Genomic DNA, 26,254 nt, shown 5'->3' with positions numbered 1-26,254 from the left:
GGCTAATTATCTTTAACTCCGCACCTGCTCTTTCCGTAGTCACCGGAAGGGCAGTACCTGAATCCGGGCGCTTTGCTGGCTTGCTCTTTTCCCCGCTCACAGTAGGCGCTACTGCTCCGGATTTTCACCGGCTTTCTTTCCCGTTTCCCCCTTTGAATCCAAGGGGATTTCAGGTAATACTTATATTAACTTTGGGCCTTGATACGTCTGGTAACTAACTGCCAGCTGACCAGCATAAGGATTATCGCCGGTAAACCGGTAACCAGCAGGAACATATAGGCTGCCTGAGAATAAAACTCTTGGAAAGCTGTATAGAAATTCTGAATAGTAAATAGGAATAGTATCAGCCCGGCTATACCTATAATCCATTCATAAAGGCGCAAAGATATCCCTTTCTGGCCAAGTTTATTAATCAGAAATGTAAAACCTACGCCTAAAGCGATACCTATGAGCATCCATATGAGAGTATACAGAGACCACATATTTCTAACTTCCTTTCTAGAAAATAAGGCTATTGCCAGTCTTTATAAATTGGTTTCAATACCTTCAAGCGGCCAGTATTTATCAGGTTCAAACCAGAAGTTGTCCCACATATTCTGGTCTTTGACTATGCCGTAACCAAAGGCATGGTCCATATTGGCAAAAAAGCCGTTGAAGATACCTGTCTGAGAAACTACGCCTTTAACTACTTCGTGGATACTGGACTTGATATCCTTGCTAAATACGCAAGAAGCTACGCAAGCCGCACACCCATGTTTACCAGAAGTCACCCAGAAATTGTGGCAGGCAAAGTCGTTGTTAGGCCAGACCTTTTTACCGGATAGATTAAAGTATTCCGGTATAAGCTTGGTCGGATTGGAATTAGCATCATCAGCGGGAGTAATCTCATAGGTCGGTTCACGGAAAGTCGGTATAGCTGAAGCAGGGCAAGCTTTGGCACATAATCCGCAATCCCTGCAGAAACGATTAGCCCCGAAGTCTATGGGATTAGTAGTGGGTAACGGGAGATCAGTGAAAAACACCTCCACCTTACGAATTAATGGACCACAAGATGGGGTTATTTGCCCTCTCATACGCCCCAACTCACCTATCCCAGATAGTACTCCGAACGGCACGTTATTCCAGGGGCCCCAGCCTGAACCTGCAGTAGTATAGCCAATGGCATGAATAAATCCTCTGAAATGGATATCAAATGCAATTGAACGAGCATAAGATTTGGCAGTGGTAGCATCCGCCCTATAGCTCGGCGCCATCAAAGCCGGATTTCTAGCCTCGCGTATTACAACTACTATTATGTTGTTGCACTTTTCTGGGATAACCATTTTTTTATCTGTTTCGTATGGCTGATCAACATCTTCCCAAACTACTTCTTTGCCATTCTTATCTGCCAGAATCGGTAAAACGCCGCATGTCTTATGTACAAGTTTCTTGGTATATTCATCTGCCTTCAAGTAGCCCACTTCAGCCCCGCCGCACCATCTAGCAGCCATGCGGATTAAAGCTGCATTCTGTTCGGGTGTGCCTTCCCACCGGGGCACTCCCATATTATCAGGTGTGATTATCCCAAAAAGATCGGTAGCCCATACAGGGCTGATAACGCAATGCCCTGACTCAGGATCAAAACCCATTTCAAAACCAGGCGGAGTATCCTGCTGAATACCCTCCACCCCAAAAAAATAATCCATGTTACGCCGGACAGCTGTCCAAGCCGGGTGACGTATAGCAACATCAAACATAGTATTACCTGGATTATTTTCCAAAACCATCTGCTTTGTGTTGTCATAATACATGTGCGCGCGTTTATCTTTTTCAGCCTGGTCTAGATGATCTTCCCAGTTGTTATAATGAGTTTGGCGCTGAATGACATTCCAATCTATTTCCACTGTGGGTTTGGCATATTCCAACTCACGCACATACCAGGGGCGTTTTTCAGTTACTCCACCAATCTGAGAAACTTCGTCCAGATCATGAAACACAGGTGATGCGGCAGTTACCGCACCGACCCCAGCACCGGCCAATCCAACCGCCTTCATAAAATCACGCCGGCTGAGTGTTGAATGAAATTTATCCATAATAGTCTCCTCCTTTACCTTAGTTAAAATCCAAATGGGGTTATCCGGTCTCTCCCGAAAGTCAGTCCCAGTTACACCTCCTCTACTATAGTTTTATTGAAGAGCAGAACTCCTATTGATACTTAGAAACCAATGAGTAATCCTCTATATCCAAATACCAATTGGAGCCCCATTCATCTCTTCTAAAAACAGCCGATACCTTTTCAAGGTTTAATCTCTTTTGGAAGATAGGCCCATCGACAACCAGAGTATGATAATAACCAACTCTCCCATCCTCTGATTTCTCAAATCTGTTTTTCAATTCGGCTAAGACATCCAAATCTAGCTTTTTCCCCAGCCATTCTTTGCCCAGTTTAGAGTCATCCGTTACTATCATCAGAACTTCAAACCCATAATAAATAAGCATCTTAAGAATATCTTCCCGATTGATGTTCCATAGCGGCAAATGAGCCTGTATACCAGTAGAATGGCAAATATTCTTCACCCAACTTTCATGCAGACTGGCCTCTTCATTACCAATGCTTACATCTCCAAAAACGCCACCTTCAATATCTACTTGGTTCTTGAGGTGATTTACAACCCTGCAATAGTCAGAGTCGTACCTGGAAACTTGGACTTGCCTTTTAATCAGGGGTATACCAATTGTATTCCATAAATCCCTCCCTTTACGCCTAACTATAAGGACTATATCCATAAAAGCTCCCACCGGACAAACATAAAAACACCACGCATTATAAATAAAAAATCCACTAGCTACGGATATGCCTAATAATACCCATTGATCAAAAGACCCTTTCATACTGAAAAGTGTACCCCAAGGCTCAAAGACTGTTATAGATACACTCCCTAACAGAATAGTAAAAAATAAGGCAAACCAAAGTATAAAGTACCGAACATTCCTTAAACGTTTATGCCACTTGGCACTGGGTCTTAATCCTACCTGTCCAAGTTTATAGGCAATTTCCTGCACTGCTGAGTAAGGGCACAACCAGTAACAATAAAAGTTTTTGCCGAATATTAAAGCCAGTAACACCACCCCGATTACCAGTATGTACAGAAACAAATTAGTGTTTAGATGGGGGGGTGAACCCATTATCCAGACAGCAAAATTAGTCAGACTTAATGGCCTTGCTAACCAGATACCCAGTACACCAAGCCCGAAAAATAAAGTAACGTAACGAACCCATCGAAATCTAGCTAAAACTGAAAGCATCCTAAATAAAACTACAGTGCATAAGCCCCCAATTAGCAACGCTTCACTTAAGCCAAATTTGATTTTTTCTTCAGGAATCGGATACGGCTTAGCCAGTTGCTCAGCTACCAAAGCCCGCCCAGCGTGCACCCCCAAAGCTACCCCGTTACATGATATTGTAGAACCACTGATTGCATTTATATCTGCCCCCAATACCAATGCGTCATCAAATTTACGCCCTATGTATTGGTCAAAGAAATCCCCTGTTATCAACTGATCCCACCAGGCTTTGTCATCACTATTCTGAGGTATAGAGATTGATTGAATTTCCCCATCCAGTGACCAATTTAAGACAACAGTCAGAAGTCCTCCATAGCCTTGTCCAGTAGTGATAGTGACATATCCGGCAAGCAGATCGTCATTATCTTCCACCGCATATATGTAACCTAAATTTGTGGGATCAACTTTCAGAAGAGAATAATCAGCAATGCCTGTAAATGCATCTGCCAAATAGTTTTCATATAACGCAGATTTATCTTCACCGTGAGATTCTGATAAATGCCCCACTAAACCTGCTATTAGCAAGCTCAAGCCTGCTAATAAAATAAGCACACGCTTCAGATTAAATTTAAATAACATCGTATTTCCTTGCAGAACATAATAGCTGGTCTATACCCGGTTTTATGTCTGAATAAAATCACGGGTATAGACCGCCAGAATCACCAAAAAGGCAACCACTAGTACAAAAATGTAAAAACAGCAGATAGTGAGGCGTTTCCCCCCTCATCCTCTGTTAAATGCTATAAGTTAGATTCTCCTTTAAAAATCAAACTACTTGTATTTAATTTAGCGTTCCTGAAGTATTTAGGATCAAAATCAGGCAAAAAAGCGAATATATCATCTTTCCCCCAACCGCTCATGCCCCAAAGCTTTTTATCCCGGCTTTGGCGGTTATCCCAACACTTTATCAGCTTAGCTTCAGAAGGGCGGACAGGGTGTATCCGGCAGGATTTCTTTTCCTTGTCAAACAATACACAGTAACCTCTGTCATAAGTTCTCCATGGAGGAATTCTGGCACCGGTTATATCTTCTTGCCCCTCCTTAGCCCAACGAAGAAAAAATATTTGACAGTCAGCTGTATCTGCCACCATATATTTATTAACAAAGTCGGATATAGTCATCTCAAGATATCGGGCAGCAGGCGCAATTTCATCCGGTCGGGGGATACAAGGATAACATAGGCAGCAATATCCACATCGCTGGCAGCTTTTAAAATTAAACTTAGCGGCCATAAAGTGATTATCCATTTGTTGCTGGCAATAAGCTTCGTATTCAGCAGTTAACCGTCGATAGTAAGAAATGCTCTCTGGAGACATCGACTGGGAAAACGGCCTAAGCGCGTCCATGTCTGGTCACCTCCTAATAAAACAGGGGCATAGGGTGATTTCTCAACCCTAGCCCCTACTGATTAATTTATCTTGTGCGGTTATGGCTTCTAACTAACTGCAAGGATACCCCAAGCATAATCAAAGCTAATAACCCAAAAACCAAAGCTCCCAGCCAAGCCGAAGTATGCTCATACTCTCTGACCGAAGCGAAATAATGCTGAACCGCTGCAAAAGCTGATGTAAACCCAAGGGCAGCTAGAACCACTTCGTACCAGCGGAATTTAAACTGCTTCTGCATCACCAGCCATCCTATCCAGACAGCTAGAGCAATACCGACAATCAGACCAACCCAATACAACATTAGTATCTCTCCTTTCTAAATATGGATTCTTCTTAGTAACTTGTATCAATACCAAACGGGAAATCTTCTTCCTTCCACCAGTCACGTTGGTCTTTACGCCCGTAATCAAAGTTAAGGTCCATATTACGGAAGAAAGTGTTAAAGACAGTGGTATGACTGGCTGAAATACGGACTAATTCATGGATAAATGACTTGTCATCCCGTATAGTATTAAAAGGACAAGTACCCTGGCAGACAGGACAATGGGGGCACAAATCATAATTGCAATGCCAACCCAAAAATCCGGGATTGCCATAAATCGTATCATCTTCCCAAGTGGGGTCACCGGTTTTTATCGCTCCAAACGGGCAGGCTTCGGCACAGATTTTGCAAGTCTTACAGAATTCACGGCTGCCGAAATCTATTGGTTTGGTAGGTACAATTGGGAAATTTGTTATATGCATCCACATAGCGCGGTTAGTCAAACCATACTTGGGATGAATAACATAAGAAGCCCGGCCAAGTTCACCCAAGCCTGATAAAGCGGCAAAGCCGCCAGTAGGTCCGATACAACCTATACCGGTACCTCCAGCTCCTACCATTGTATAGCCTAAACCCCGGACAAAGTCTTTGATATAGCAGGATAGGAAATGACCCCGCATATAAGCAATGTATGTAGGCGCATTTTCCTTACGCCCGGCCTGATGTCTGGTCATGTTAGGGGGCTGGCGCATACTCCAGGTGAAGACGTATTTGCAGTTATTCGGTATAACTCTCTTGGTCGCAGTTTCGTAGGCTGCGTCAACATCTTCAAATACATACTTCTTACCATCCATCTCGGAATCAAAGACCATCTTCTTGATATCATCATCTAATTCTATGCAACCCACATCTTCTGCCCCAAAAAGTCTGGCTACCGACCGCAGAGTCATTAAATTTTCTTCAGGTGTACCCTGCCACTTGGGGATACCCATTTCTTCAGGGCTTTTTACTCCTTCATACATCGGGGGTAAAAAGCCGTCAATCCGGTCACCCCCGCCTGCATCCGCCACCAATTGGGCTAAGTTGATAATTTTGCCATTAGTTTGAAAACGGCGAGGGAAACGGGTAAAACCAAAGAACTCACTTACTTGGGCCAAGGCTGTATTTCTTAAATCCCCAAAACCATCTGGACCAGGCTCCCAACCCGGAAATTCATTCTTGCAATAATCAATAACAACCTGATTTCTTGTTTCCAGTTCTTCAGCCGTCAATATCCGCTGTACCTGATAAGGCAGGTCTTCAGGTTTCATTAGACCCTGAATTATAGCTTCCTGATGAGCAGTCATAGGATAAGCCCAGAAGTAAGGACGCCTTTGCACAGCAGACCACTCAATGGGAGTGGTAGCATCTTTAATATTTCGTTCCTTAACCCACCATGGTCTTTTGTTTATGGGGCCAGAGGAAGCCAATAATTCATCCATATCATGAAAAACTGGGGAAGCTGCACTAGCTAAGCCAATTCCAGCCCCCGTCAAACCCAAACCATTTAAGAAATCCCGACGGGAAACTGTAGAGTGCTGTTTGCTCATTTTAATCTCCTTCTAATAAATTTATGAAAAACCCATTGCCAAGTTATAAATTCAAAATTACACATCACCTCCTTAAACCTCAGAAAACCAATGACGCTTCTGCAACCCATCAGCTAATTCTAAAATCCCGTAGTTAAAAAATAATAAGAATAGTTAATAAAAAGCATTGGGATAAGTGAACAGATTAAAAATGAAGAAAAATACCCTTAAGCAGATAAATCTGTTGTATAATTATCCAGCTTAAGCACACATTAGTTGGACTGGAATTACTTTATATGCACGTCTGGGGATAGAGCCATGAGAATATCAAAACTCAATACGAGCCCTGGATCAACAGCTGAGAGGCATCAAACTCGACCTGTTTCCAGATTGAATTCTTTAGCAACTAAATACAAAATGACTCGCCGGATGATAAATCTAAATCTTTACCGCCAGAATAAAGAGCAAAAATCACAAAAACTTAACTGTCAGAAACTTTATCGTAAGTACAAGACCATTTTTGATTTAAGCAGCGACCCAATTGTTATCGCTGAAGTTAAAGGCACCGGGCCACATGACAGAATGATAGTGGAAATAAATGAAGCCGCTATTAAACATTTTGGATATTCTAGAAGCGAATTGCTAATGCATGATACTTCATTCCTGCACCCCCCGGAGGAAGTAGATGCGCTTTTATCCTGGGTTGGCACAGAAATGAATAAGAACCACCACGTTTTTTTTGAGGCTAAGCATCTTAGAAAAGACGGCAATGTATTGGATGTGGAAATTCACGCTACCCAGATAGCCATAGACAATTCGCCTATTTCGATTGCTGTAATACGTGACATATCCGAACGGAAAAGCCTCGAAAAGCGAGCTATAAAGTTACACCAAGCGGAACAAAAATTCCGTATAGAACTTGAAAGTCAAATATACCAAAGAACCGAATTTTATAAAGCCTTAGTACATGAACTAAAAACCCCGCTTACACCCATAGTACTAAATAGCGAAATGCTGGAAGACAACTTGGAGGGTAAGCACAAGAAATTAGCCGATAACATTAAACTATCCAGCTTAGAACTCTTAGCCCGTATAAATGAACTTTACGATATGGCTAAAGGGGAAGTGGGTACTTTACAAATAAACCGCACATGGATTTCATTATTTGACTTGATAAATGAGATAGCTTCTGTGCTTAGCCCCAGCCTTAACTCTAAACAGTTAAGGCTTCATCTTTTCTTCAGGCCTCACTTACCCCCAGTATACGCAGATCAAAACCGGCTTAAACAGGTCCTTGTAAATTTGCTGAATAACGCAATAACATTCAGTCTGCCCAAGAATAAAATCACAATGATATGCGGTTTCAATCAAAAATACGTAACCATTGAGATAATGGACGAAGGCACAGGTATTTCAGAAGATGACCTGCATAAACTATTTAAACCGTATGTACTTACCAAATCAGATGGACTGGGCTTAGGTTTGGCCTTATCCAAGAAGATTATTGAACTCCATAGCGGTAAAATACGGGTTAAAAGCATCAAAGATACAGGCAGCAAATTTTCAATCATACTGCCTGCCAATAATACGGACTGACAAATGGAACGAATACTTATTGTTGAAGATGACTTTAAAACCGCTGATGCGTTTGTCTCTATTTTCAAGTTAACATGGCCAAACGCTGAAATCTTTACAGCTCAGACTGGCTGGGAGGGAATTAGATTATTAGAAGAATACTCCCCTCATATAATTATTCTGGATATCGGGTTGCCAGATATCAACGGATTTGAAGTAATTTCAGAAATAAGGCATTTTACTGATATTCCTATAATGGTTATTACCGCCCGCACCGATGAACTAGATGTTGTAAAAGCCCTAGAATTAGGAGCAAATGATTTTATTAGCAAACCACCCCGTAAAATGGAACTCATTGCCAGAATAAAAGCTTTAATCCGCAAGAAAAGTGTTGATGATCTTAGCTTTGGCAATATCAATTTTGATAAAATTCAAAGAACAATCCATATTAATAACAGCAAAGTTGACCTGAGTGTTTACGAAAGCCTCCTATTTGAAAAACTTATCCTTGCAGCACCTAATACAGCCACTTATACTCAACTCACTGAACACCTATGGGGAGAAGACAACGAAGAAAATATAAAGAAATTGAAGGTCCATATACAATACCTTAGAACTAAGATAGAGAAATCTACAGGTAATTCCTCAGTTATAATAAACAGATCTGGCTTAGGTTATTTTCTAAGAAATCCGTAGCTAAGAGTACGCTAGAAAAATAAAAGGGGAGAAACCGGCGGTTTCTCCCCTTACGAATATATTCAGTTGCTTACACTAAGACTGTTTAGCTCTTCTGGCTAATAGTTGCCAGACAACTGCCAGCAGGATAACGGCAGGTAAACCTGTAACCAACAAAAACATATAGGATGCCTTAGGCTCTCCTTCGGCTACAGATGCAAAATAATTCTGAACAGTAAAAAGTAACATAGCCAAACCTGCAAGACCAATGACCCAGTCATACCATTGCAAGCTTGTATTACTCTTTTTAGACCACCAGACTAATCCCAAAGCGATTATACCTAGCAGAATACCCAGTAATAACCACATATCAAACTCTCCTTTCGTCTTTCTTAATACCCACCGTAGTAAGAACCTATGGTGCTATCCTGACCGAGTACCGGATAATCTTTATCCCACCATTCTTCCCATTTCTCCGGAGGCACCAGCCCATAACCAAACGCTTTATCCGCATTCCAGAGAAAACCGTTAAAGAGACCGGTGGTACCCACAGTAGCCCGAACCACGTCATGCACCATGGCTTTCATATTGGTATTAAACACACAAGTACCCATACACCGGGCACAACCATGCAGGCCTATCCATCTTGAATAACAGGCAGGTGAATCTGTGTGGAATACTTTCTTACCTGGAGTAGAGTATTTAGTTTCCTTAGCCGGGTCTACAGAAGACGGGGGTATTTCCCAACTAGGCTCACTATCAAAAGAGATAGCCTGAGAGGGACAGGCTTCCGCGCATTTACGGCAGGTATGACAAAAACGGAAATAGCCCGCATCTATAGGTTTATCTGGAGCCAGCGGCAGGTCAGTAAGAATACTGTAGTAGCCAACCACCGTTCCGAATTCCGGGCTTATGCAATAGTTGTTATTCCGGGCCATTTCGGCAAAACCGGTGAGAATAGCATCCGCCTGAGATGGCATCATACCATGGAAAAGTGATTCGGAAGGATAGCCAATACCCTGATAACCGATACCCTTCAAAAACGACTGGGTAGCCACCTGTACCACATTGTTAAGACGATAACGCATATTATTGGCGGCAAAACGGATGCCGGCATTACCCTGGCGGTACATTTCTTTGCTCATTTGAATGGCAACGCTGATTATATAGAGCGGTTTATCTGGCAGGACAAATTTCTGACCGGCAACTTCGTATGCCCGGTCCACATCTTCAAATACGATAGGCGTATTATGAACATGGTGGGTGAAAATAAGCTTCTTGGTTTTCTCATTCAGCTCGGCAAACCGCACTTCGGAAGCCCCAAAGAAACGCATGGCCGAACGTAGCATACGGGAATTTTCTTCAGGTGTACCCTGCCACTTTGATACTCCCCAAAAGTCCGGCGGAGCAGAAGCTACCCAGAAAGACGAGGCATTAGGCCAAGCGGCGGCGGTAAAACCAAACTGGGCCAGCACCTCATTCTGGTCTATTTCAGGCAACACAAAATTAACTACCTTGTTTAAGCCCATAAGTAATGGAGATGCGCCGCCCTCAAGTGCCATATCCCTAAGGGTAAGACCAGGTTCATTATTCTTCACCCCGTTAAAAGCCAGGTCAGAACCTTCTTTCTGCCAGTCAAGGTATTTCTGGCCGGCAAAGAGATAGCCGCCTTTTACCCCGTTCCTTACACCGTGCATAGTCCACGAATTATCAGACCGCTCTATCTGATTCCAATCTACTTCACAAGTAGGATCTTCATATTCGCGTTCCTTAACCCACCACGGGCGTCTAAAACCGCCGGCTACAGGTGCAGAGGCCGCTTCATCCAAATCATGGAAAACCGGTGCTGCCGCCGCTGCTGCTCCCAACCCCGCCCCGGCTAAACCTAGTCCTTTCATGAAATCACGCCGGCTTACAATTGAATGGAATTTATTCATTTTTCCTCTCCTTATATTCAGACAACAAATACCAGTGAATTGCCAGTCAGATAAAGTTTTTTACTCTGTTCTCACCTCCACTTTATTTACTTGAAAGGTTGCCTGGGAATCAGGGCAATAGATAATACAGGCAACCGAAAAAGTACGGTTTAGTGGAGTTTACCAACCAGGCAGTGACAGGAGAATTCAATTATGGTTATAAATAATGAAGTTGCGGTAAAAAATTGTAACAGCCGTTGTCCTTCGAAAATAAGGGGTATAAAATTAAATTCAAGGAGCACCGGATGAAAATGCCTTCTTCAGAACGGATCGGGACAGCGGACTATTGCAGCCAGATTGTCAAGATAATGCAGCGCAACACTCTGGTCGGAATGGCTATTGTCGATCAGAAGATGCACCAGATAATCCACGTTAATCAAGCTTTATGTAAAATGCTTGGTTACCGTAAAAAAGAACTCATTGGTAAAACCATGTTCGATCTTACTCACCCGGATGATTTGGAAATCAGCTATCAGCACGCCATGAGAATCTGGGATGACGAACACTGCTATTCAAAGATTGTTAAACGTTATTCTAAAAAGGATGGCGGGTTCATTTGGGCAGAATCAGAGGGTTTCCTTTTGAAGGACAACTCCGATAACGGAATACTGAGTATCACTTTTATAAAAGATGTAACCAGAGAAATCTCCTTTTCGGCTGCAGCACCTGTCAACATTTCCGGCAACCCGGCCTTATCCGGCCAGGAAAACCTCGCCATTGACGTAAAAAAGCTACTATCAGACGAAATCAATAAACGCAAACTGGTCTATAACCAACTACTGGCATCTTATGAGAATGAAAAGAAACTCCGGAAGTGCATACAAACAGAAATGAAAAGCCGGCTGGAATTTACCCGAATAGTAGTCCATGATTTGAAAACACCCCTTACTTCCATAATCTCATCCAGCGGAGTACTCTCCAATATAGCGGCTGACGGTAAATATAAAGCGCTGGCTGCAAACATTTACGAGAGCACCATGAATTTAAATACCCGCCTTGACGAACTACTGGATATGGCCCAGTGTGAAGTCAGAGACCCCAAACTGAACCGAAGCCGCTTTAATATTAAAGAAATGCTTGACCATATCATCTCCATACAGCATGGTATGTACAATACCAACCATATTGATTTCAAGATAATTATCGCCCCGGAAGTAAGTTTTATAATTGCTGATGAGGACCGTTTAAGGCAAATCCTGGACAATCTGATAGATAACGCTATAAAGTACTCCCCAGATTCCGGACTGATATCCATTAATATCAGCCGTGACCAGAATAACGTTCTTTTCTCTGTTTCAGACAGCGGCATTGGGATAGAACCGGGAGAGATTAAAAATATATTCAAACCTTATTACCGGGTGGAGAGCAGACAGAAAAAGCTGCAAGGGCTGGGACTGGGGCTCAGCATTGTACGAACATACGTCAAACTGCATGGCGGACGTATCTGGGTAGAAAGCGAATACGGGAAAGGCACTACCTTCCTGTTTACCATACCTCAACCGCCTTTAAAGGTATCTTCGACATGAAACTTCTATTTATAGAAGATGATAAAAAGATAGTTGAATCCGTTTTCTTACTCTTCAAGTCTTTTTGGCCGGATATGGAAACCAAGGCTGTACATCTGGGTAAAACAGGCATTGAGGCTGTCTATAAAGACGATTTTGACATTGCTATTATAGATTTGGGTCTGCCGGATATTGATGGCATAAACGTCCTTAAGCAAATACGGGCATTTTCCAGTCTGCCCATACTTATTCTAACTGCCAGAAACAACGAACAGGAAATTTTTACGGCTTTTGAACTAGGTGCAGATGATTACATTACCAAACCCTTTCAGCCGCTGGAACTGATAGCCAGAGTAAAATCTCTACTGAAACGGCTCAATAAAACAAGTCAGGACCTGGGAATCAAGTACGGACATTGGAGATTTGGTAACAGTCTGAAGGAAATATCCTACAAAAACAACCGCGTAAATTTAACCGTTACGGAGGGACAGCTACTGCATATACTACTGAGCAAAACCGGAAGTACTGTAAGTTACGCTGATATATCCAAATCAATTTGGGGACGCAATGAATATTATGCCAAAGAAACTATTAAAACCCATATTATGCGAATAAGACAAAAATTAAGCAGGATTGACGGTGCGAAAGAATTCATCATTAACATACCCGGAGTAGGCTATCAGATTACCGAATAAACCGCTATATAGTTATAACAAAAAGACCTGAAGCGCCTCTTCCCCCTGAAAGATGCATTAAACATTTACTGCTAAGATACTTATTCGCCGGGTTTCGGGAAACACTTGCAGGCGCTTGAATCTTTTCTGATAAATTTGGGCATTTCATCAGAAAAATCATTCAGAAACCACTGGCTGACCACCAGCTTATGGTCAATATCATCTTTGATTATGCCGGATTTTTTCAGGGATTTTATAACATTAGTCACCATCACCCGGGATGCCCCCACTAAAGAACCAAGGTCATCGTGGGTTAAACGGAAATTTAGGCGTCTGCCATCACCTACATCTTCGCCGTGTTCTTTAGCCAGCCTGGCCAGAGTGCGCGCCAGCCGGTTTTGGATATCGTAAATAGCCATATCCGCCAGAGTTTCGGTAATGTTATTTATTTTTTCACTGAGGGTGCGGATAACTTTAACCGCTATCTGCGAATTTTGCGAAAGCAAATTTTCAAAGTCACTTTTATAACAGGCACACAGCCGGGTATCTTCCATGGCCACGGCGGTAATAGTCCGGATAGCATCATTAAACAAAATCTCTTCCCCGAAGAGCTGGTTCTGAGTCAAATAAGCCAGAATAATCTCCCGCCCATTTTCAGCCGTTTTAAAGAGCTTCACCCGGCCTTTAGCCACCACAAAAACGGCACTGGCCGGTTCGCCTTCGCTGAAAAGATACTCATTCTTTAAATATTCCGGACGCCTGAAAAGGCGGCTTATCTCGGTCTTCTCCTGCGGGTTAAGGGAGTCAAACAGCCACAAATCCATCATGCAGTTCAAATATTTCACCTGAGTCCTCCCCGTTTTCGGTTTATACCTAGATTATACAAAAAACCGGACGCTGAATATGTAATAAATTTTACAGACTAAGCCGCCCTGAGTATGCAAATATTAAGCTGCACAAAAACTAAAAGGAGGCTATTTTATGTCTACCTGGGCACTTATCTTCATTCTGGCAACCGGGATTTGCGGCTTTACCCTGAAAACCCCCCATAACCCGCTTAAGGGCTTTATTACCATAAAGCTGTTCTGGGTGCACCTGCTGCTGGGTATAACCGCCATCGTGCTGGCTGTTCTGGTCCTGCTAAGCTAAGACAGCACACAGGAACCTTACCGTGAATTTAATACCTTTAGCCACCAGTTTTTAACCCTGTGTCACCAAAATAGACACCGCCGCTTGGTATTATTAATAGGAGGAGTATATACGGACTAAATATTTTCAGACGTAATCTTCTTAGAAATTTATTTTTATTCAAAAAGGACGGAAATCTAACATGGGCAAAATGTCACAAGAAGTAATCAACCTTTTTCAGGACCCCAGTGTCCCCAAAATGGTAGCCACTATAGATAAAAAGGGTGAACTGAACGTTACCCCCAAAACCAGCATGACCGCAGTGGACGCAGAAACACTGGCCTTTGCTGATTTATACGGCCGCACCACCCGCACTTTTAAGAACCTTGAAGAAACCAAGAAAGTGGCTATTGTAGCCGTGAAAGTACCGGTTGCCCCTCCCTTCACCACTTATCAGGTAAAAGGCACTTTCCTCAAATACCACACCTCCGGCCCCCTCTTTGACCAGTTCGCCAAGGCACTCAAAGAAGCCATGGGGGTGGATATCACCGGGGTAGGCACAGTCAAAGTAGATGCGGTCTATTCCCAGGCACCCCAGGACAAAGGTAAACTCATTTCCTGATTAAGCAGCCACAGGTACTAGCTAAAGGCCGGCTTTGACCGGCCTTTATTATTTTAGTCAGGTTTATTAAAAACAACCATAACTGAAAACCAGCCAAATCTCTGGGAGCTTACATCAGCAAGGGAACAGCTGGTGATTTTTTCGTCAGGACAGGCCGGGTTTTCAATAACCATTACTCTGGAATCCGGCGCTATACCCCTATCCAGCAGGCAGCGGGCAGTAGCATTGGGCATCTGGCGAACCCCGGTTAGGACTATTAAATGCAAGCCCCAGCTTAGAGCATCAAGCATCCGGCGGCGTTTTTTCCGCAGGTCTTTGCCCCCGTCATGCGGCAAAGGGTGGTAGGTAATAATAGCGGCATCATACAAAGATATGCCGGCTTTGGCTGCTGCCAGCTGAACTGAGCTTATACCAGGAATAATCTCCACCTCAAAGCCGTTAAAAGTGCTTGTTATCCCGTCCAAGCCAGCCGGGGCTACCAGAGGGTCACCGGTTTTAAGCACCACTACGGTGTCACCGTTTTTTTGAGCTTCCAGAGCAGCCAGTTTGGGCACTTCAAGGTAATTGCCGGGCTCCTGTAAGAATATCCGCTGATTTTTAATCAGAGGGTCACAGGTTCGAGACCTGTACGGCCTACTTTAAAGCTAAATACACCGGCGGCTGTCCAAAAAGTGCGGTGAAAGATACCCTGATTGCACCCCAAGCTCACGATAGAACTATACGTAAACTTGATACCCTGATTGTATCCACTGGTCTTAGACGTCACCTTGAAGCATTTCTTTTGGCATGCCGTGTTGAAGATTTATCCCGCAGGACTATTTTTGATTATCGGCAGAAGATTGGTCAGATAATCGATTACATGGTAGCTCTTGGTCTTACAGATCCAAAAGAAGTTACTGCCTCACATATAAGAGGATTTTTACTTACCAAACAGGAAACTTGTCAGCCGGTAAGTGTCCACGGTTATTATCGCTCTATTAAAGTTTTTTTCAATTGGCTAACACGAGAAGGTGTTATCAGTTTTAGCCCGATGGCTCCTATCCGTCCGCCAAAAGTTCCCAAAAAAATAATTCGGCCTTACTATCCGGATGAACTAAGGTCGTTGCTTTTAGCGTGTGAAGGGCGAGGTATTTTGAGTTTACGTGACCGGGCTATTATGCTGGTGTTAATTGATAATGGGATTAGGTTAGGGGAGCTTGCGAACATCAATATTTCAGATATTGATGTAGATAGAGAAACAATCAGCGTCTGGGGTAAGGGACGTAAACAGCGTGTTGTGGGAATTTCTAAACGCACCCAGATGGCAGTTTATAAATATCTACATGCCCGAGTTGATAATAATCCGTCTCTTTGGGTTACTACTGACAGTAAGACTCTCACGCCTAAAGGTATATATTTGGCTATTCATAGATTAGGCGAAAGAGCCGGGCTGAAGGATGTCCGTAACTCGCCGCATACCTTTCGCCATACGGCCGCGACATTGTCGATAAAGAATGGCGGGGATTTATTCCAAGTGCAATCAATGCTTGGACATACTACATTGGCCATGACCAGACGTTATGCGGCTTCGTTACAATCAGAAGCAGCAGCTGAAGCGCATAAGAAGTTTAGCCCGGTTGATAATCTAAAGCTGTAAAAATATTTTGCATACTTTGTTATAATTAAATAAGAGGTAAAAGATATTTAAGGAGACTTGAATTTTAAAAAGAAAGAATGGAGATAATCATGAGTAATTCAGCAAAGAATAATGGTAAACGATGGGATGATAACGATACCAAAATATTGCGCGAATTGGCCGCAGGGAATACACCGACCAGATTGATAGCTTTAAAGCTAGGAAGAACTCCAGATGCAATATATAGTGCAGCAGGAGAGATGGGTATTTCTTTAAGGCCCAACAATCAGTCGCCTTATAATAGGCAAACAAAGTAATAATCCCTGCAAATACAATCACTATTATCTTTTACCTTTAGAACAAAGAGACCGGGTATTTTACCCGGCCTCTTTCTATATCTGGGAATATTTGTGACACTTTGTCACTGGCTAATTATTGATATTGGGCGGGCGAGTTAACTCATATAATTGGGCGTATTTAGCCCCATTAGAAATCTGATTTGCTGCTGTTGTGACATCTAAGGTTTTTAATTTGTACTGGAAAGCATATGCGATATATGGCTTACCTATAACAAATTCTAAGGACTCTTCAGATGTTTCATAAGGACCAGATACTATCATTTTAGAATTATCAACAATATTGTGGTAACCGATATAGTAGTATCTCCGTCGCAGATTATCTATATGGCCTTGTAAAGAACCAAATAAATATGCTAGAGCGAATAAGAACCCAACTCCTACTGCCCCTATAATGAGAGCCAATACAATATCCATAGCTCATATTAATTCCGCTTTATAACATCTGTCAATAGTACTTTAGTTGGTCACATACCAATTGAGCGGCGAATATGCCTGGGAATACTCTGCTTAATCTTTGGTGCTTTTGCCTGAACAAACCTTATCTCCGGATTACGTTCAATATCAATTTTAGCAGTGGTAACACCCATTTCCTGAGTAAGATTAGTGGGTGGCTTTTTGCCACGAGTAAAGAATGTTTCTTCCGGAGTACCTTCAAGCCTGGGGGCATCTTCAGGCGGTTGGAATACTATTTCAACATGACCATCAGCACGTTTTATATACCAGACCGGGCGCTGATCGCCACCACTGCCCAAAGCCCCCTGTCTCCATGCTACATCTCCGTTTTTCAGTTTAGGGCGTGTTATTTCAGTAGTCACTTGCCTTTTTTTATCAGGCTCTTTTGGCGTATAAGTACCTATTGGGGGACGTGGCGGCGGATTACTGACAGGAGGATTAACTCTTGTCTCAGGAGGATTTACACGCCCTTCACTGGGCACCCTGGTTGCAGAGGTACTTATTCGCTGGCTGGTATTAGTATAACGCGATAGATTATCAGTGACCCTTATACCAGTTCCACCGCGGCGAGGGAGGGTATCTATTCTTCTATTATTTGGTATAGGGCGTCTTAGCTCAGATGTTGCACGGGCTTCTTTTGATGTAGCTATCCTGCGGCTCGATTGTTGAGGGCGTGCCGATATTGCTACAGCTTTCCCTACGAAACCTCCTACTGTATAAGGCACCGTATAGCCACGTCTGACGGCCATGTCCCGCATCCTGAATTCTTCCATAGCACGAGCATATTCAGCTTCCATCTCGGCGCGTGTTATAGCCCGGGCTTTATTACGAACTAATTTGATATTCTGTTCACCTATATGATGTATTTTGGATACGCCGTTGGTACCGGATCCTGAGTCAATATTCGTCACTAATCCGTCATACTTGGAAGTTATGCGGCCACCTTGAGGTGTATGCCCATGAACGAGTCTTTCAGCATCAAATGTTTTCAGCATTTCCATTGCTGATTCTTTAGTCATCTGATAGCGGTTTTTGACCATCAAGTCATAAAAATGCTTAGATCCTTCGGTGGTCTTAGCCAGTTCTTTAGTGTATTTGTTTACGATCTCAAGATTGCTGCCTTTAAACCCTTTGATTTTAGCTTCTTTTAAGAGCTGCATATATACATTAGGGCTATCTGCATGGACATATAGAACCCCATCCTTTACGTACATTGCAGGGCGATCTTTGAGCCATTCCAGAGTTTTACTATCAGCTGATAAGGCCTCAGCCACATGCCCGCGGCCATCAGCAAAGAGTTCCATTAATTTAGCTGAAGTTTCATTACCTGTACTTCTAAAATATTCGGCGTATTTACCAAGCAACTCTTTCGAACGTACCTTGCCTGCCTGGCTAAGCAGTTCCGGAGGCAGAGTTTTCAGCTCTCTTGCTACTGCTCCGAATACTATATCATGGTTACCCATGAGAGTAGTTATACGGCTGCCCATTTTACTAGCCTGTGCGTCAAGAACCTGCATCTTATTAATCAGTTTAGTGCCGCCATAACCTCGGTCTACAATATCACCGGCCTGTACAAGGGTTGTATCTTTGGCTATCCAGTTGCCGGCCTCATCTACGAAGCCTTCTCTGGTGAGCGTATGCATTACCTGGTTATATTTGCCGTGCAAATCACCCAGGGCGTATGTTCCTTCTGATAGAGGGCTGATTCGACCTGTCTTCTTAAGCTGTTCCAGCTGCTTTTTGATCTGAGTTACATTTTTTTGAGCTTCAACTAACTCATCGTAAGGAGTAGTTTTACCTGCTTTTTTGCTGACCTTGGCTTTTGTACCCGGATTAAATATATTCTTTAGAGTATCAGCTGAACCGATAATCTTCATCTGGTTTATTTCTGTCTGCGTAAGCGGAGAGGCCTTGCCGTTAATTACCAGTATATGTAAGAGATCTCCATAAGCATCACGGGAATATAAAAGCTGGTCTGGTTTTGGCAATACCGTACCGGCGGGCAGACGCATCTCTATTTCGGCTGTGCCGGCCCATGTTTTGCCGGAGATTTTCAGCTTTGAAAGTAATTCCGGGTCTCTGATAATAATTGCGCCTTTGAGAGCGCCTTTAGAACCTGAAACGCCAGCGGCTGTAGACATAGAAAACTTGGTATGCAAAGAAGGAGATACAAATAAATCTCTACCTTTACCTACAGAAGCAGCTCCTTTTACATCATCCTTGACTACGCCCACAGTCAGGCCGTCTAAAAAGGGGCGGACATCCGGAGTAGCGCTGATTACGGCCGGAGCTATGGTTTTGTTCAGAGCGGTTGTTTGTATTTCCGCTGTTACACCCTCTTTTGTAGCTTTGGCTGTTTTACCCGCGATGGCCTTTTTAGTTATTTCATCCCGTAGGGCCATTGCAAGCGCTTTTTTACCGCCGACATCAACAACGGGCAGACGGACGGTATGGAAGCTCAATTCAGCTGAGCTTAGAGGGATCTTACGGGGCATAATCATGGTTTCAAACGGGGATAGAGCCACCTTAGCAGTTGCCAATGGGTGTAGGACACTGGTCAGAGGCGCTTTAACTTCTGCCAATATTGCTTTACCCAATGCCGCGGCGGGTCTAGCTCCAGCTCTGGCTATTGCAGCTGCTTGTCCGATAAATGGGATAAAGGTAGCCACATCAATAGCAGCTGACAGGGCTATTTGACCGCCGGAATCGCCCTTACCGATTGAATACAATGTGCCGACTATGGGAATCATATAGATCGTAAAATCTTTGAGAACTTCCCCGGTGTTTTGCTGCTTGATTATCCGGGTAATGAATTCCTCTTTACTCTCGGCCATTTCCATGCCTTTGATTCCGGCTTGCCAGGCGGCCTTATCGTATTCTTTGGATAGATCATCTCTGTTGAATGTCTTGGTTTGGGCTTGCCCAAAGGTAAAGATCTCTTTAATAATATCACGGGCTAATCCTGAATCCTGGTCTGCTGATTTTCTGAGGACGTCATCAATCGTCTTGTAGTCACTGGGTTGGCCACCTAGAATTGTAGCTATTCTGGCAGAATTCAGGCTGCCGTCTTTGTTATAGATATCAGACGGTTTCATACCTAACAGGTCAGCCATTCTTAGTTGCCCGGATAGTTTCTGCTTCGCAATATTTTCCAGTACCGCGTCTGATATAGACTTTGAGCTGGCCTGTAGGTTCTGCCTGGTTACAATTTCATTTGCTTCACGCATAGCTTGTTTGAGGTTATCAGAGCTAACATCATAACCCACAATCTCTTTAAGTTCAGCAAAATACTTATCAGCTTCATTTTTGGGCATATACGCCCAGTCAAAATTGGGGGCGTTATATTCAATCTGTTCATTTGATGGCAGTAGCCCCAGGCTTACAGCCACGTCATCAGGCATTCCGGGCGGTGCGTTTTGGCCTACGTTATATCCGGAATCAGGCGGTACATAGACCGAATCAGCCGGTATCAAACCGTATTCAATCGCCTTTTTAAACTGCTCTTCAGGCGAAAGGGATGAAAAACCCTTGGCATCAATAAAAGCTGCCAGAGCCTTAGCGGTGGCGGTAGATTTATCCATGCCGGCCAGGGTATTTTTGAGCTCGTCTATATCATCAGTCCGGAGCTGGGCATTTTGAAGTACATCTGGTGTTCTTTCCACAGCCGCTAGGATGACATTTGCGGGCGCGCCGATGCTGGCGAGGTACTCTGTTATATATTCGTGCATTTTGGCGGGGTCTGACCAGGCTAAGCCCGCCATAGGCACGGTGTAGACTGTGCCATTGGGGGTAGTAAACGTCCAAGCGGTAGAATTATCCACTGTGACCTTAACATTGTTATCGGTACCTGTGGTATCAGAGCTGTTATCGGTGCCGGCATCAGAATCATTTACCGGCTCATATGTGTACGTTTTGCCACTGCCGGCCGCTAAACTCTCTTCAGTTATGGCAGTGAATTTCTTATCTCCTACTTTAGGTTCTTGCTCAGCTACTCCTTTGCTGCTGCCTGCCGCTTCACTCTCTACTGTTATAGCTCTGCCACTGGATTTTATCACGGGGACTTGCTCCGCCGCGCCCTGGATAATATTATCCGGAGCCTGAGCGTTGACCAGAAAGTTATTTATATACTGGGCAACATCTCCTTCCGCGTTCTTGGTATTGATTTCGTACTTTAACCCGCCGGGAGCGGTTATAGTCCAGATATCATTAGCTACTTTGACCGATACATCAGACTGACCGGTAGTGTTTTTTTGGATAGCCTGTCCATTGCGCTGTTTTTCGGCCGCTTTGATAATAACTGCATCACGGCCTGAGACATTTTCAATCAGTTTTGCCCGGCTGGAAGACCCGCTTACAGGATTTGAAGGATCATATAATATGGACATATCATACCTCTCTTCTGTTAGTAGCGTAGATGGCTGCCCGGATTATCATGTAAACACTCATCAGGATAATAGGCAGAGCCTGTATAATGGCATTTCCGCCAATATCCGGATCTATAATGCCGTAGCCTAAGAGCAGCAGGGATATCCCGGCGATAATAGTCATAATGATATCCCGCTTTATATAGGCAATAGCTATCAGTCCCAGGGTAATGATAACTCCAATCATGATTCCCTCCGTTCTGTCCTGGCTGTATCCGTCCGAATATCCCCAGCCGGAATATCCCCAGGCTCTGTAGTAGTGAGTGCTTAGTTCTCCGGCAGCACCGGTATCGGTGAAGCTTTCAGCCGGGCCGTCATATACTACCAGGCCATCATCTGGTGATTCCGGATAATGCAGACTGCCCCGTACAATGACCGTAGACAGGGACAGGTCACCTTTTACCCAGGTCAGTTCAATATTATTTCCTGAGATATCAGCTGAGAGGTTAGCCGGATCTGCCGGCTTTCCCTCTTCTGTGCCGAAAATGAGGAAAGTATCCGGAGACATAAGGTTTAAATTAGTAGCAGCCAACCAGGCAGCCGAGCGGACAACACCCGAGATACGCAGTTCATCAATCAGACCGTCAAAATAGGTGCTGCCGCTGCTGCCGCCCATCCGGTTGCCAATATATAACCCGTCAGTATTAGTGTCCGGGTCAGAGCTCAGGGTCTGTGATCCGGCGGCAGTGCCGTTATGGTAGAAGCTGATAGCCCGGCCATTGCAGGTAAACGAAATATATGTCCAGTCAGTATCGGTAAAAACATTATTACTCTGGACAGCTGATGGTCCCGCCCATTCTATCCGGTTTATGCTGCCAATATAGCGGGTATTGCAGTAGTAGCCCAGGGCAGGGTTGCCCTTAGCAAAGATATAGCCGTCTGTACCGGCGCTGTCAGGCAGGATAATCGCTTCTACGCTGCCGCTGGTAATATCCAGAATGGCATTATAGGCAACGATTATCTGGTCATTTATTCCGTCAAAGTACTGGGCATACCCCAGCAGTCCGGCGGTTTGTGCGGCCATATCGCCGGATTTAGTACCTGGCAGGCTGCCTACGGAGCTATTTATTAGGGTAGAGCTGGCATCAGACATATGGTACACAGCCACATATCCGTTTGACCAGACACCGGCGGGATTCTGTCCATCACTGACGGCCTTATTCCCGTAGTACATATATATGCCATCAGTAGCCACATTGGCCAGCTGAACAGGATTCTTGACATAAATCTCAGCTGTTTCAGATACAGAATCCCAGCTGACAATCTCATAATCCAGGTTACTCACCCCATCTGTAAAACGGATATCCTCTCCATTATCCTGTGCCCGGCTAAAATCAAAATTGGTGGAATCCAGTTTGATATACACCGGGAAATTGGTCAGAGTTTCGGAGATTGTGGTCATATCCAGGGCGATAAAACGGCGGTACAGCCAGTTATTATTCCACCAGCTGGAGTTAGTATCATCATAGTAGATTGTGCCGGCTAAATCCCATTTCATCAGTCCCTGACTGCCCCATCCGCTATCAGTAGTCAGCAGGGGAAGAGATAAGGTGACGTCCCATACCCGGGTACCGCTGCCCCAGCCGGTATCACCTTTAGGGTTCTTTTCCAGGCTCTTTTCAGGTAAAGATATAGAGGTCTTAAGTTTATTGTCCTTAAGAGACTTGGATTTTGCTGTCCAGTCAGCCAATTCTATAGGGATAATCTCCTGTATAGTACTGGTTTGCCAGGCAACCGGGATATCCGTAAACCAGTACACCGTACCTGTTTTCTGATCTATCCTATCATAGGCACCTGATTTGATAATTTCCCCTCCGGATGAAACCAGGTTACCTGATTTATCCATAACCGGAAGTGAAACATCCTGGTATAGGGTCTGGCCGCTGGCATCTATACTGAGTACCAATTTACCGGTAGCAGTATAACTCTCTTCAATAGTTTCAAACTGGGTAGGGTAACTGACCTGATATTCATTTATGGTCAGCTCTGTAATAGTAAGACGAGATAGGTCTGAGACATTCAATCCGTCAAATAGGACTTCAAGCGGCAGGTCGGGCAGGGCTTTACCCTCATTGGTGATAGTGACACGGAAGGTCACACTGACCGGGCTTTCGTAGATACGCTCGAAGTGGACGGTCAGCTGGTCAGCTGCTGTTACCGAAGCAGCCGGCTGAATAATCAGGCCAGCCAGCAGGACTATAACAGATATAAATTTAACTAACCGCCGCAGCATCTATTGCCCGTTCCCTCTCCGCCCATCCTTTTACACTCTCATATAACATTGGATTAGACGGCAGCCGTTCACCCCGCGACCAGTAAAGTTCAGTCATTTTACTGACACCCAAACTTCTGGCCAGGGAGCGCGGTCCCACCTTTTTTCTGAGGTACTTGATATCGTCAACAAACGAGAGCACCTCGTGTGATGATTCTTTCAGCCCCAGTACTGCATGGGTCTTGCCCGGCATTCTCTGCCTCTCCGGCTTTTCTGCATTCATAGTTACAGTGTACATGTCCAAATCCCTCAGTAAAGATTTTCTTAATTTTATTAAAGATTTATCTGATTAACGCCTACTTGAGTAGACCTTAAATAAAAAAATACCCTCTACAATCGCAAATAACAGAAAAATATTTTGTTATGGAAGGGGGTGAGAAGGCTTTGCAGAAGATATTTGGGGTAGTCATCGGAATTATTGGCATTGCAGTCGTTTTCATTATTTTCCCCATGGTTATGGACAGTACCCATGACGTCCAGACTGACAGGTATGTTGAGACCGAAGCGGCTGTGGCCACCGGAGCGGGTGAAACCTCAGCGGGCGTTGTACTTACGTATGAGCTTTATAACAACGTCAATACTTCGGTTATATCCATTACCTCAGATGAGGTTACTGATGTTCCTGTTGCCGGCACATGGACTCAAGCTACCAAAACTTTAACCGTGACTGGTCTAGCAGCTGAGGATTCACGGACTCTGACTATTACCTACGAACACGATGCCTTGACCGGCTTTACCGGTATGGGAGCATTCGCGGGCATTATTCCTCTGTTGATATTGGTTGCGATTATTTCAGTCTTAGTTGCCGGAATCTGGTCAAGCGTCAAAGGCCGCGGGTGATGGCCTGAAACTTTAGCTGATTGTCCATTTTTTAAATACACAGTAATGAGAGGAGGTGAATAAAGTGGGAAATATTTGGAAGGTCGTCCTGGGTGTTGCTGCTATAGCGGTTTCATTGGTAATTTATCCGATCATCCTGGACGGGGTGGCCGCTATTACCGGGGATGCCAACATAGCCGATTACACCGGCCTCGAGCCGTTTGCTAACGTGCTGCCTCTTCTGATCCTGGTTGCCATGATCTTCGGCGGCGGTCTGCTCACATTCCAGGGTGTGCGTGGCGCTAGAAGCTCCAGCAAAAGCAAATCCGGCAAGAAATATTCTTAGTCCCCACTCTTTACTATGAGCATGCCCTGGCAGAAAACAAAGCGGATACAACCGTCACTCAAACTTACCGAAGACTCTCGTATCTTGGAACCAGATCTGCCGGTATATAAGGGCGTGGCTGTAGATGAAGATACCCGGGAGGCATGGGTGCTTTTCCCTGACGCTCTAATCCCAGGGGAAAACGGTATCGGACCGTCAACTCTGGTAATAAACGAACGGGATACAGCCCCCGTGCTTCTCGGCGGGACAAAAGAAAATATACGTGATGCCAAATCCATACGTGAACTAGTTAATGCAATCTCTCATGAGTGCAGGGAAGAGGCTCATGTCAGCCTGGATAAAGAGCACAAGCAATCATGGCTGAATAACTGGCTTCCTATAACAATTTTATCCATAACCCTGCTGTTTATTCTGATGGTCATAGTGGGGCTTATCTCTAACGGCACACTCCATTTACCGGGGTAATAATTATGAAGAATAAAAATAATAACAATCTTAAACCGAATACTCTGGTGCTGGACCGTGAAAACGGTTTCAGCCTTCAGCATATAGAAAATGCCGCCGGCCGGCGCTGGCGCTTCAGGGGGCAGACAGTATTTTTGTATCAGTCTGTAAATGGTGTTCTCAGTGAATACCGGGTACCGGCTGAAATGAAAGAGCCGCCTGAACGGACATATCGATATCTGGACTGGACTTACCTAGTGAAAGAGCTATTTTCCCGTACCAATCCATGGCCTGAACGCATAAAAATAGGTTTGCAGGTAGCGATTGTGCTGGCTCTCCTGTTTTTTATCTACCTCATTTATAGCTCTTTTACAGGAACGGGGGCATAAATGGCTAGGAAAACTCCATTTGGCACTGAAAACGGATTTACCCCTTTCCAGTCATCGTCTAACCACAATGGCAACGGCAGTGGCATAAATGTCGATGACGTCCAAAATTTGATAGGTGACGCTCAAGTCCCGTCAGTTATTAAGGAGTTGGTAGACCCCGGTGAAACGCCTCTCAAACTGCTTATGCGAACCTGTTTCAAGAATGAGGGGCAGGTAAATTCCGCGGTCGAATACCTGTCACGCTGTAAAGCCACCAATGACAAAGAAGGAGAAGAAAAACTTCTTTTCAAAATGGCCGCCAATGTCTCCATAGACGGGATGGCCCGCAAGGAAGTCGTGATGGCGCTATCACAGCGGATTGCACCTGAGCTTTATACCTCAAAGAAACTGGCGGCAAACCGTGACGCCAAAGATGATCGGGGACCGTAAGGGGGAA

The 26,254-nt window shown here is 44.3% G+C and carries 27 protein-coding genes and 1 riboswitch; of the genes, 13 read left to right on the top strand and 14 right to left on the bottom strand.

The window, feature by feature from the left end; translation table 11 throughout:
- Positions 1-43 precede the first annotated feature (43 nt).
- Positions 44-187: riboswitch (cobalamin riboswitch) on the bottom strand.
- The 6 genes from DET_RS01800 to DET_RS01765 all read right to left on the bottom strand — a co-directional run bounded on the left by DET_RS01800 (position 186) and on the right by DET_RS01765 (position 6,455).
- Entirely contained in the window at positions 186-482 is a 297-nt protein-coding gene (locus DET_RS01800) for a hypothetical protein (RefSeq protein WP_010936093.1), read from the bottom strand. It overlaps the preceding riboswitch by 2 nt.
- Positions 483-524: 42 nt before the next feature.
- A complete protein-coding gene (locus DET_RS01785; RefSeq protein ID WP_010936092.1) occupies positions 525-2,072 on the bottom strand; it encodes a reductive dehalogenase in 1,548 nt (515 codons plus the stop codon).
- Between the two features lie 112 nt (positions 2,073-2,184).
- Entirely contained in the window at positions 2,185-3,903 is a 1,719-nt protein-coding gene (locus DET_RS01780) for a 4Fe-4S binding protein (protein ID WP_010936091.1), read from the bottom strand.
- Positions 3,904-4,064: 161 nt separating this feature from the next.
- Positions 4,065-4,670 carry a YkgJ family cysteine cluster protein gene (locus tag DET_RS01775; protein ID WP_010936089.1) on the bottom strand — a complete coding sequence of 202 codons (606 nt, stop codon included), beginning with the start codon at positions 4,668-4,670 and terminating at the stop codon, positions 4,065-4,067.
- A gap of 67 nt (positions 4,671-4,737) precedes the next feature.
- Positions 4,738-5,013, bottom strand: a complete 276-nt coding sequence (locus DET_RS01770) for a hypothetical protein (RefSeq protein ID WP_010936088.1) — start codon at positions 5,011-5,013, stop codon at positions 4,738-4,740.
- A gap of 32 nt (positions 5,014-5,045) precedes the next feature.
- On the bottom strand, positions 5,046-6,455 hold the full coding sequence (locus DET_RS01765; RefSeq protein ID WP_234943829.1) for a reductive dehalogenase: 1,410 nt from the start codon (positions 6,453-6,455) through the stop codon (positions 5,046-5,048).
- 405 nt (positions 6,456-6,860) lie between these two features.
- Here DET_RS01765 and DET_RS01760 point away from each other — a divergent pair, with 405 nt between their 5' ends.
- Both DET_RS01760 and DET_RS01755 read left to right on the top strand, forming a co-directional pair.
- Positions 6,861-8,138 carry a PAS domain-containing sensor histidine kinase gene (locus DET_RS01760; protein ID WP_010936086.1) on the top strand — a complete coding sequence of 426 codons (1,278 nt, stop codon included), beginning with the start codon at positions 6,861-6,863 and terminating at the stop codon, positions 8,136-8,138.
- Positions 8,139-8,141: 3 nt separating this feature from the next.
- On the top strand, positions 8,142-8,813 hold the full coding sequence (locus DET_RS01755) for a response regulator transcription factor (RefSeq protein ID WP_010936085.1): 672 nt from the start codon (positions 8,142-8,144) through the stop codon (positions 8,811-8,813).
- Between the two features lie 75 nt (positions 8,814-8,888).
- Here the strand turns inward: DET_RS01755 and DET_RS01750 are convergent, their stop codons facing one another.
- Complete coding sequence (locus DET_RS01750) at positions 8,889-9,161, bottom strand: hypothetical protein (protein ID WP_010936084.1); 273 nt, start codon at positions 9,159-9,161, stop codon at positions 8,889-8,891.
- A gap of 23 nt (positions 9,162-9,184) precedes the next feature.
- Positions 9,185-10,729 carry a reductive dehalogenase gene (locus DET_RS01745; RefSeq protein WP_010936083.1) on the bottom strand — a complete coding sequence of 515 codons (1,545 nt, stop codon included), beginning with the start codon at positions 10,727-10,729 and terminating at the stop codon, positions 9,185-9,187.
- A 284-nt stretch (positions 10,730-11,013) separates the two neighbouring features.
- Here DET_RS01745 and DET_RS01740 point away from each other — a divergent pair, with 284 nt between their 5' ends.
- Together DET_RS01740 and DET_RS01735 are read left to right on the top strand one after the other, a co-directional pair.
- Positions 11,014-12,294 (top strand): PAS domain-containing sensor histidine kinase, encoded by a 1,281-nt coding sequence (locus DET_RS01740; protein ID WP_010936082.1) that lies wholly within the window; start codon positions 11,014-11,016, stop codon positions 12,292-12,294.
- On the top strand, positions 12,291-12,968 hold the full coding sequence (locus tag DET_RS01735; protein ID WP_010936081.1) for a response regulator transcription factor: 678 nt from the start codon (positions 12,291-12,293) through the stop codon (positions 12,966-12,968). Before DET_RS01740 ends, DET_RS01735 begins: the two co-directional genes overlap by 4 nt.
- Positions 12,969-13,048: 80 nt before the next feature.
- On the opposite strand, the gene DET_RS01730 is transcribed toward DET_RS01735, so the two are convergent.
- A complete protein-coding gene (locus DET_RS01730; RefSeq protein WP_010936080.1) occupies positions 13,049-13,792 on the bottom strand; it encodes a Crp/Fnr family transcriptional regulator in 744 nt (247 codons plus the stop codon).
- A 136-nt stretch (positions 13,793-13,928) separates the two neighbouring features.
- Between DET_RS01730 and DET_RS08690 the strand changes: the two genes are divergently transcribed.
- A complete protein-coding gene (locus DET_RS08690) occupies positions 13,929-14,096 on the top strand; it encodes a hypothetical protein (protein WP_010936079.1) in 168 nt (55 codons plus the stop codon).
- Between the two features lie 190 nt (positions 14,097-14,286).
- Positions 14,287-14,697, top strand: a complete 411-nt coding sequence (locus tag DET_RS01725; RefSeq protein WP_233417654.1) for a pyridoxamine 5'-phosphate oxidase family protein — start codon at positions 14,287-14,289, stop codon at positions 14,695-14,697.
- Between the two features lie 53 nt (positions 14,698-14,750).
- Here the strand turns inward: DET_RS01725 and DET_RS01720 are convergent, their stop codons facing one another.
- On the bottom strand, positions 14,751-15,251 hold the full coding sequence (locus tag DET_RS01720) for a cobalt-precorrin-7 (C(5))-methyltransferase (RefSeq protein ID WP_010936077.1): 501 nt from the start codon (positions 15,249-15,251) through the stop codon (positions 14,751-14,753).
- 122 nt (positions 15,252-15,373) lie between these two features.
- Here DET_RS01720 and DET_RS01715 point away from each other — a divergent pair, with 122 nt between their 5' ends.
- Positions 15,374-16,333 (top strand): tyrosine-type recombinase/integrase, encoded by a 960-nt coding sequence (locus tag DET_RS01715; protein ID WP_010936075.1) that lies wholly within the window; start codon positions 15,374-15,376, stop codon positions 16,331-16,333.
- Positions 16,334-16,422: 89 nt separating this feature from the next.
- Positions 16,423-16,629, top strand: a complete 207-nt coding sequence (locus DET_RS01710; RefSeq protein WP_041223432.1) for a hypothetical protein — start codon at positions 16,423-16,425, stop codon at positions 16,627-16,629.
- Between the two features lie 111 nt (positions 16,630-16,740).
- Here DET_RS01710 and DET_RS01705 read toward each other — a convergent pair whose 3' ends face one another.
- From DET_RS01705 to DET_RS01690, 4 genes are read right to left on the bottom strand one after another with little or no spacing between them, the layout of a single operon-like run.
- Positions 16,741-17,085 carry a hypothetical protein gene (locus DET_RS01705; protein WP_010936074.1) on the bottom strand — a complete coding sequence of 115 codons (345 nt, stop codon included), beginning with the start codon at positions 17,083-17,085 and terminating at the stop codon, positions 16,741-16,743.
- Positions 17,086-17,135: 50 nt separating this feature from the next.
- Entirely contained in the window at positions 17,136-21,509 is a 4,374-nt protein-coding gene (locus tag DET_RS01700) for a metallophosphoesterase (protein ID WP_010936073.1), read from the bottom strand.
- Position 21,510: 1 nt separating this feature from the next.
- The gene (locus DET_RS01695) at positions 21,511-23,781 is read right to left on the bottom strand and encodes a DUF2341 domain-containing protein (protein WP_010936072.1); all 2,271 of its coding nucleotides are present in this window, start codon (positions 23,779-23,781) and stop codon (positions 21,511-21,513) included.
- On the bottom strand, positions 23,762-24,058 hold the full coding sequence (locus tag DET_RS01690) for a hypothetical protein (protein ID WP_010936071.1): 297 nt from the start codon (positions 24,056-24,058) through the stop codon (positions 23,762-23,764). The genes DET_RS01695 and DET_RS01690 overlap by 20 nt, the downstream gene beginning before the upstream one ends.
- Before the next feature lie 146 nt (positions 24,059-24,204).
- On the opposite strand from DET_RS01690, the gene DET_RS01685 reads away from it, so the two are divergent.
- The 5 genes from DET_RS01685 to DET_RS01665 all read left to right on the top strand — a co-directional run bounded on the left by DET_RS01685 (position 24,205) and on the right by DET_RS01665 (position 26,247).
- Complete coding sequence (locus tag DET_RS01685; RefSeq protein WP_010936070.1) at positions 24,205-24,660, top strand: hypothetical protein; 456 nt, start codon at positions 24,205-24,207, stop codon at positions 24,658-24,660.
- A 64-nt stretch (positions 24,661-24,724) separates the two neighbouring features.
- Entirely contained in the window at positions 24,725-24,985 is a 261-nt protein-coding gene (locus DET_RS01680) for a hypothetical protein (RefSeq protein ID WP_010936069.1), read from the top strand.
- Positions 24,986-25,069: 84 nt separating this feature from the next.
- Positions 25,070-25,450: a hypothetical protein gene (locus DET_RS01675; protein ID WP_148184965.1), complete on the top strand. Its 381-nt coding sequence runs from the start codon at positions 25,070-25,072 to the stop codon at positions 25,448-25,450.
- A gap of 5 nt (positions 25,451-25,455) precedes the next feature.
- Positions 25,456-25,818 (top strand): hypothetical protein, encoded by a 363-nt coding sequence (locus DET_RS01670; RefSeq protein WP_010936067.1) that lies wholly within the window; start codon positions 25,456-25,458, stop codon positions 25,816-25,818.
- The gene (locus tag DET_RS01665; RefSeq protein ID WP_010936066.1) at positions 25,819-26,247 is read left to right on the top strand and encodes a hypothetical protein; all 429 of its coding nucleotides are present in this window, start codon (positions 25,819-25,821) and stop codon (positions 26,245-26,247) included.
- The last annotated feature ends 7 nt before the right edge of the window (positions 26,248-26,254 follow it).

The organism is Dehalococcoides mccartyi 195 (assembly GCF_000011905.1).
Classification (GTDB): domain Bacteria; phylum Chloroflexota; class Dehalococcoidia; order Dehalococcoidales; family Dehalococcoidaceae; genus Dehalococcoides; species Dehalococcoides mccartyi.
Note: the sequence above shows the minus strand (reverse complement) of the source record. Positions and strands in the feature narration are given on the sequence as shown.

Bases quoted from the DNA above. Each gene is read 5' to 3' on its own strand.
- DET_RS01755 (WP_010936085.1), top strand. From the start codon at position 8,142: ATGGAACGAATACTTATTGTTGAAGATGACTTTAAAACCGCTGATGCG.
- DET_RS01665 (WP_010936066.1), top strand. From the start codon at position 25,819: ATGGCTAGGAAAACTCCATTTGGCACTGAAAACGGATTTACCCCTTTC.
- DET_RS01745 (WP_010936083.1), bottom strand. From the start codon at position 10,729: ATGAATAAATTCCATTCAATTGTAAGCCGGCGTGATTTCATGAAAGGA.
- DET_RS01770 (WP_010936088.1), bottom strand. From the start codon at position 5,013: ATGTTGTATTGGGTTGGTCTGATTGTCGGTATTGCTCTAGCTGTCTGG.
- DET_RS01735 (WP_010936081.1), top strand. From the start codon at position 12,291: ATGAAACTTCTATTTATAGAAGATGATAAAAAGATAGTTGAATCCGTT.
- DET_RS01785 (WP_010936092.1), bottom strand. From the start codon at position 2,072: ATGGATAAATTTCATTCAACACTCAGCCGGCGTGATTTTATGAAGGCG.
- DET_RS01725 (WP_233417654.1), top strand. From the start codon at position 14,287: ATGTCACAAGAAGTAATCAACCTTTTTCAGGACCCCAGTGTCCCCAAA.
- DET_RS01740 (WP_010936082.1), top strand. From the start codon at position 11,014: ATGAAAATGCCTTCTTCAGAACGGATCGGGACAGCGGACTATTGCAGC.
- DET_RS01710 (WP_041223432.1), top strand. From the start codon at position 16,423: ATGAGTAATTCAGCAAAGAATAATGGTAAACGATGGGATGATAACGAT.
- DET_RS01800 (WP_010936093.1), bottom strand. From the start codon at position 482: ATGTGGTCTCTGTATACTCTCATATGGATGCTCATAGGTATCGCTTTA.
- DET_RS01780 (WP_010936091.1), bottom strand. From the start codon at position 3,903: ATGTTATTTAAATTTAATCTGAAGCGTGTGCTTATTTTATTAGCAGGC.
- DET_RS01670 (WP_010936067.1), top strand. From the start codon at position 25,456: ATGAAGAATAAAAATAATAACAATCTTAAACCGAATACTCTGGTGCTG.
- DET_RS01760 (WP_010936086.1), top strand. From the start codon at position 6,861: ATGAGAATATCAAAACTCAATACGAGCCCTGGATCAACAGCTGAGAGG.
- DET_RS08690 (WP_010936079.1), top strand. From the start codon at position 13,929: ATGTCTACCTGGGCACTTATCTTCATTCTGGCAACCGGGATTTGCGGC.
- DET_RS01765 (WP_234943829.1), bottom strand. From the start codon at position 6,455: ATGGATGAATTATTGGCTTCCTCTGGCCCCATAAACAAAAGACCATGG.
- DET_RS01750 (WP_010936084.1), bottom strand. From the start codon at position 9,161: ATGTGGTTATTACTGGGTATTCTGCTAGGTATAATCGCTTTGGGATTA.
- DET_RS01775 (WP_010936089.1), bottom strand. From the start codon at position 4,670: ATGGACGCGCTTAGGCCGTTTTCCCAGTCGATGTCTCCAGAGAGCATT.
- DET_RS01690 (WP_010936071.1), bottom strand. From the start codon at position 24,058: ATGTACACTGTAACTATGAATGCAGAAAAGCCGGAGAGGCAGAGAATG.
- DET_RS01695 (WP_010936072.1), bottom strand. From the start codon at position 23,781: ATGCTGCGGCGGTTAGTTAAATTTATATCTGTTATAGTCCTGCTGGCT.
- DET_RS01700 (WP_010936073.1), bottom strand. From the start codon at position 21,509: ATGTCCATATTATATGATCCTTCAAATCCTGTAAGCGGGTCTTCCAGC.
- DET_RS01705 (WP_010936074.1), bottom strand. From the start codon at position 17,085: ATGGATATTGTATTGGCTCTCATTATAGGGGCAGTAGGAGTTGGGTTC.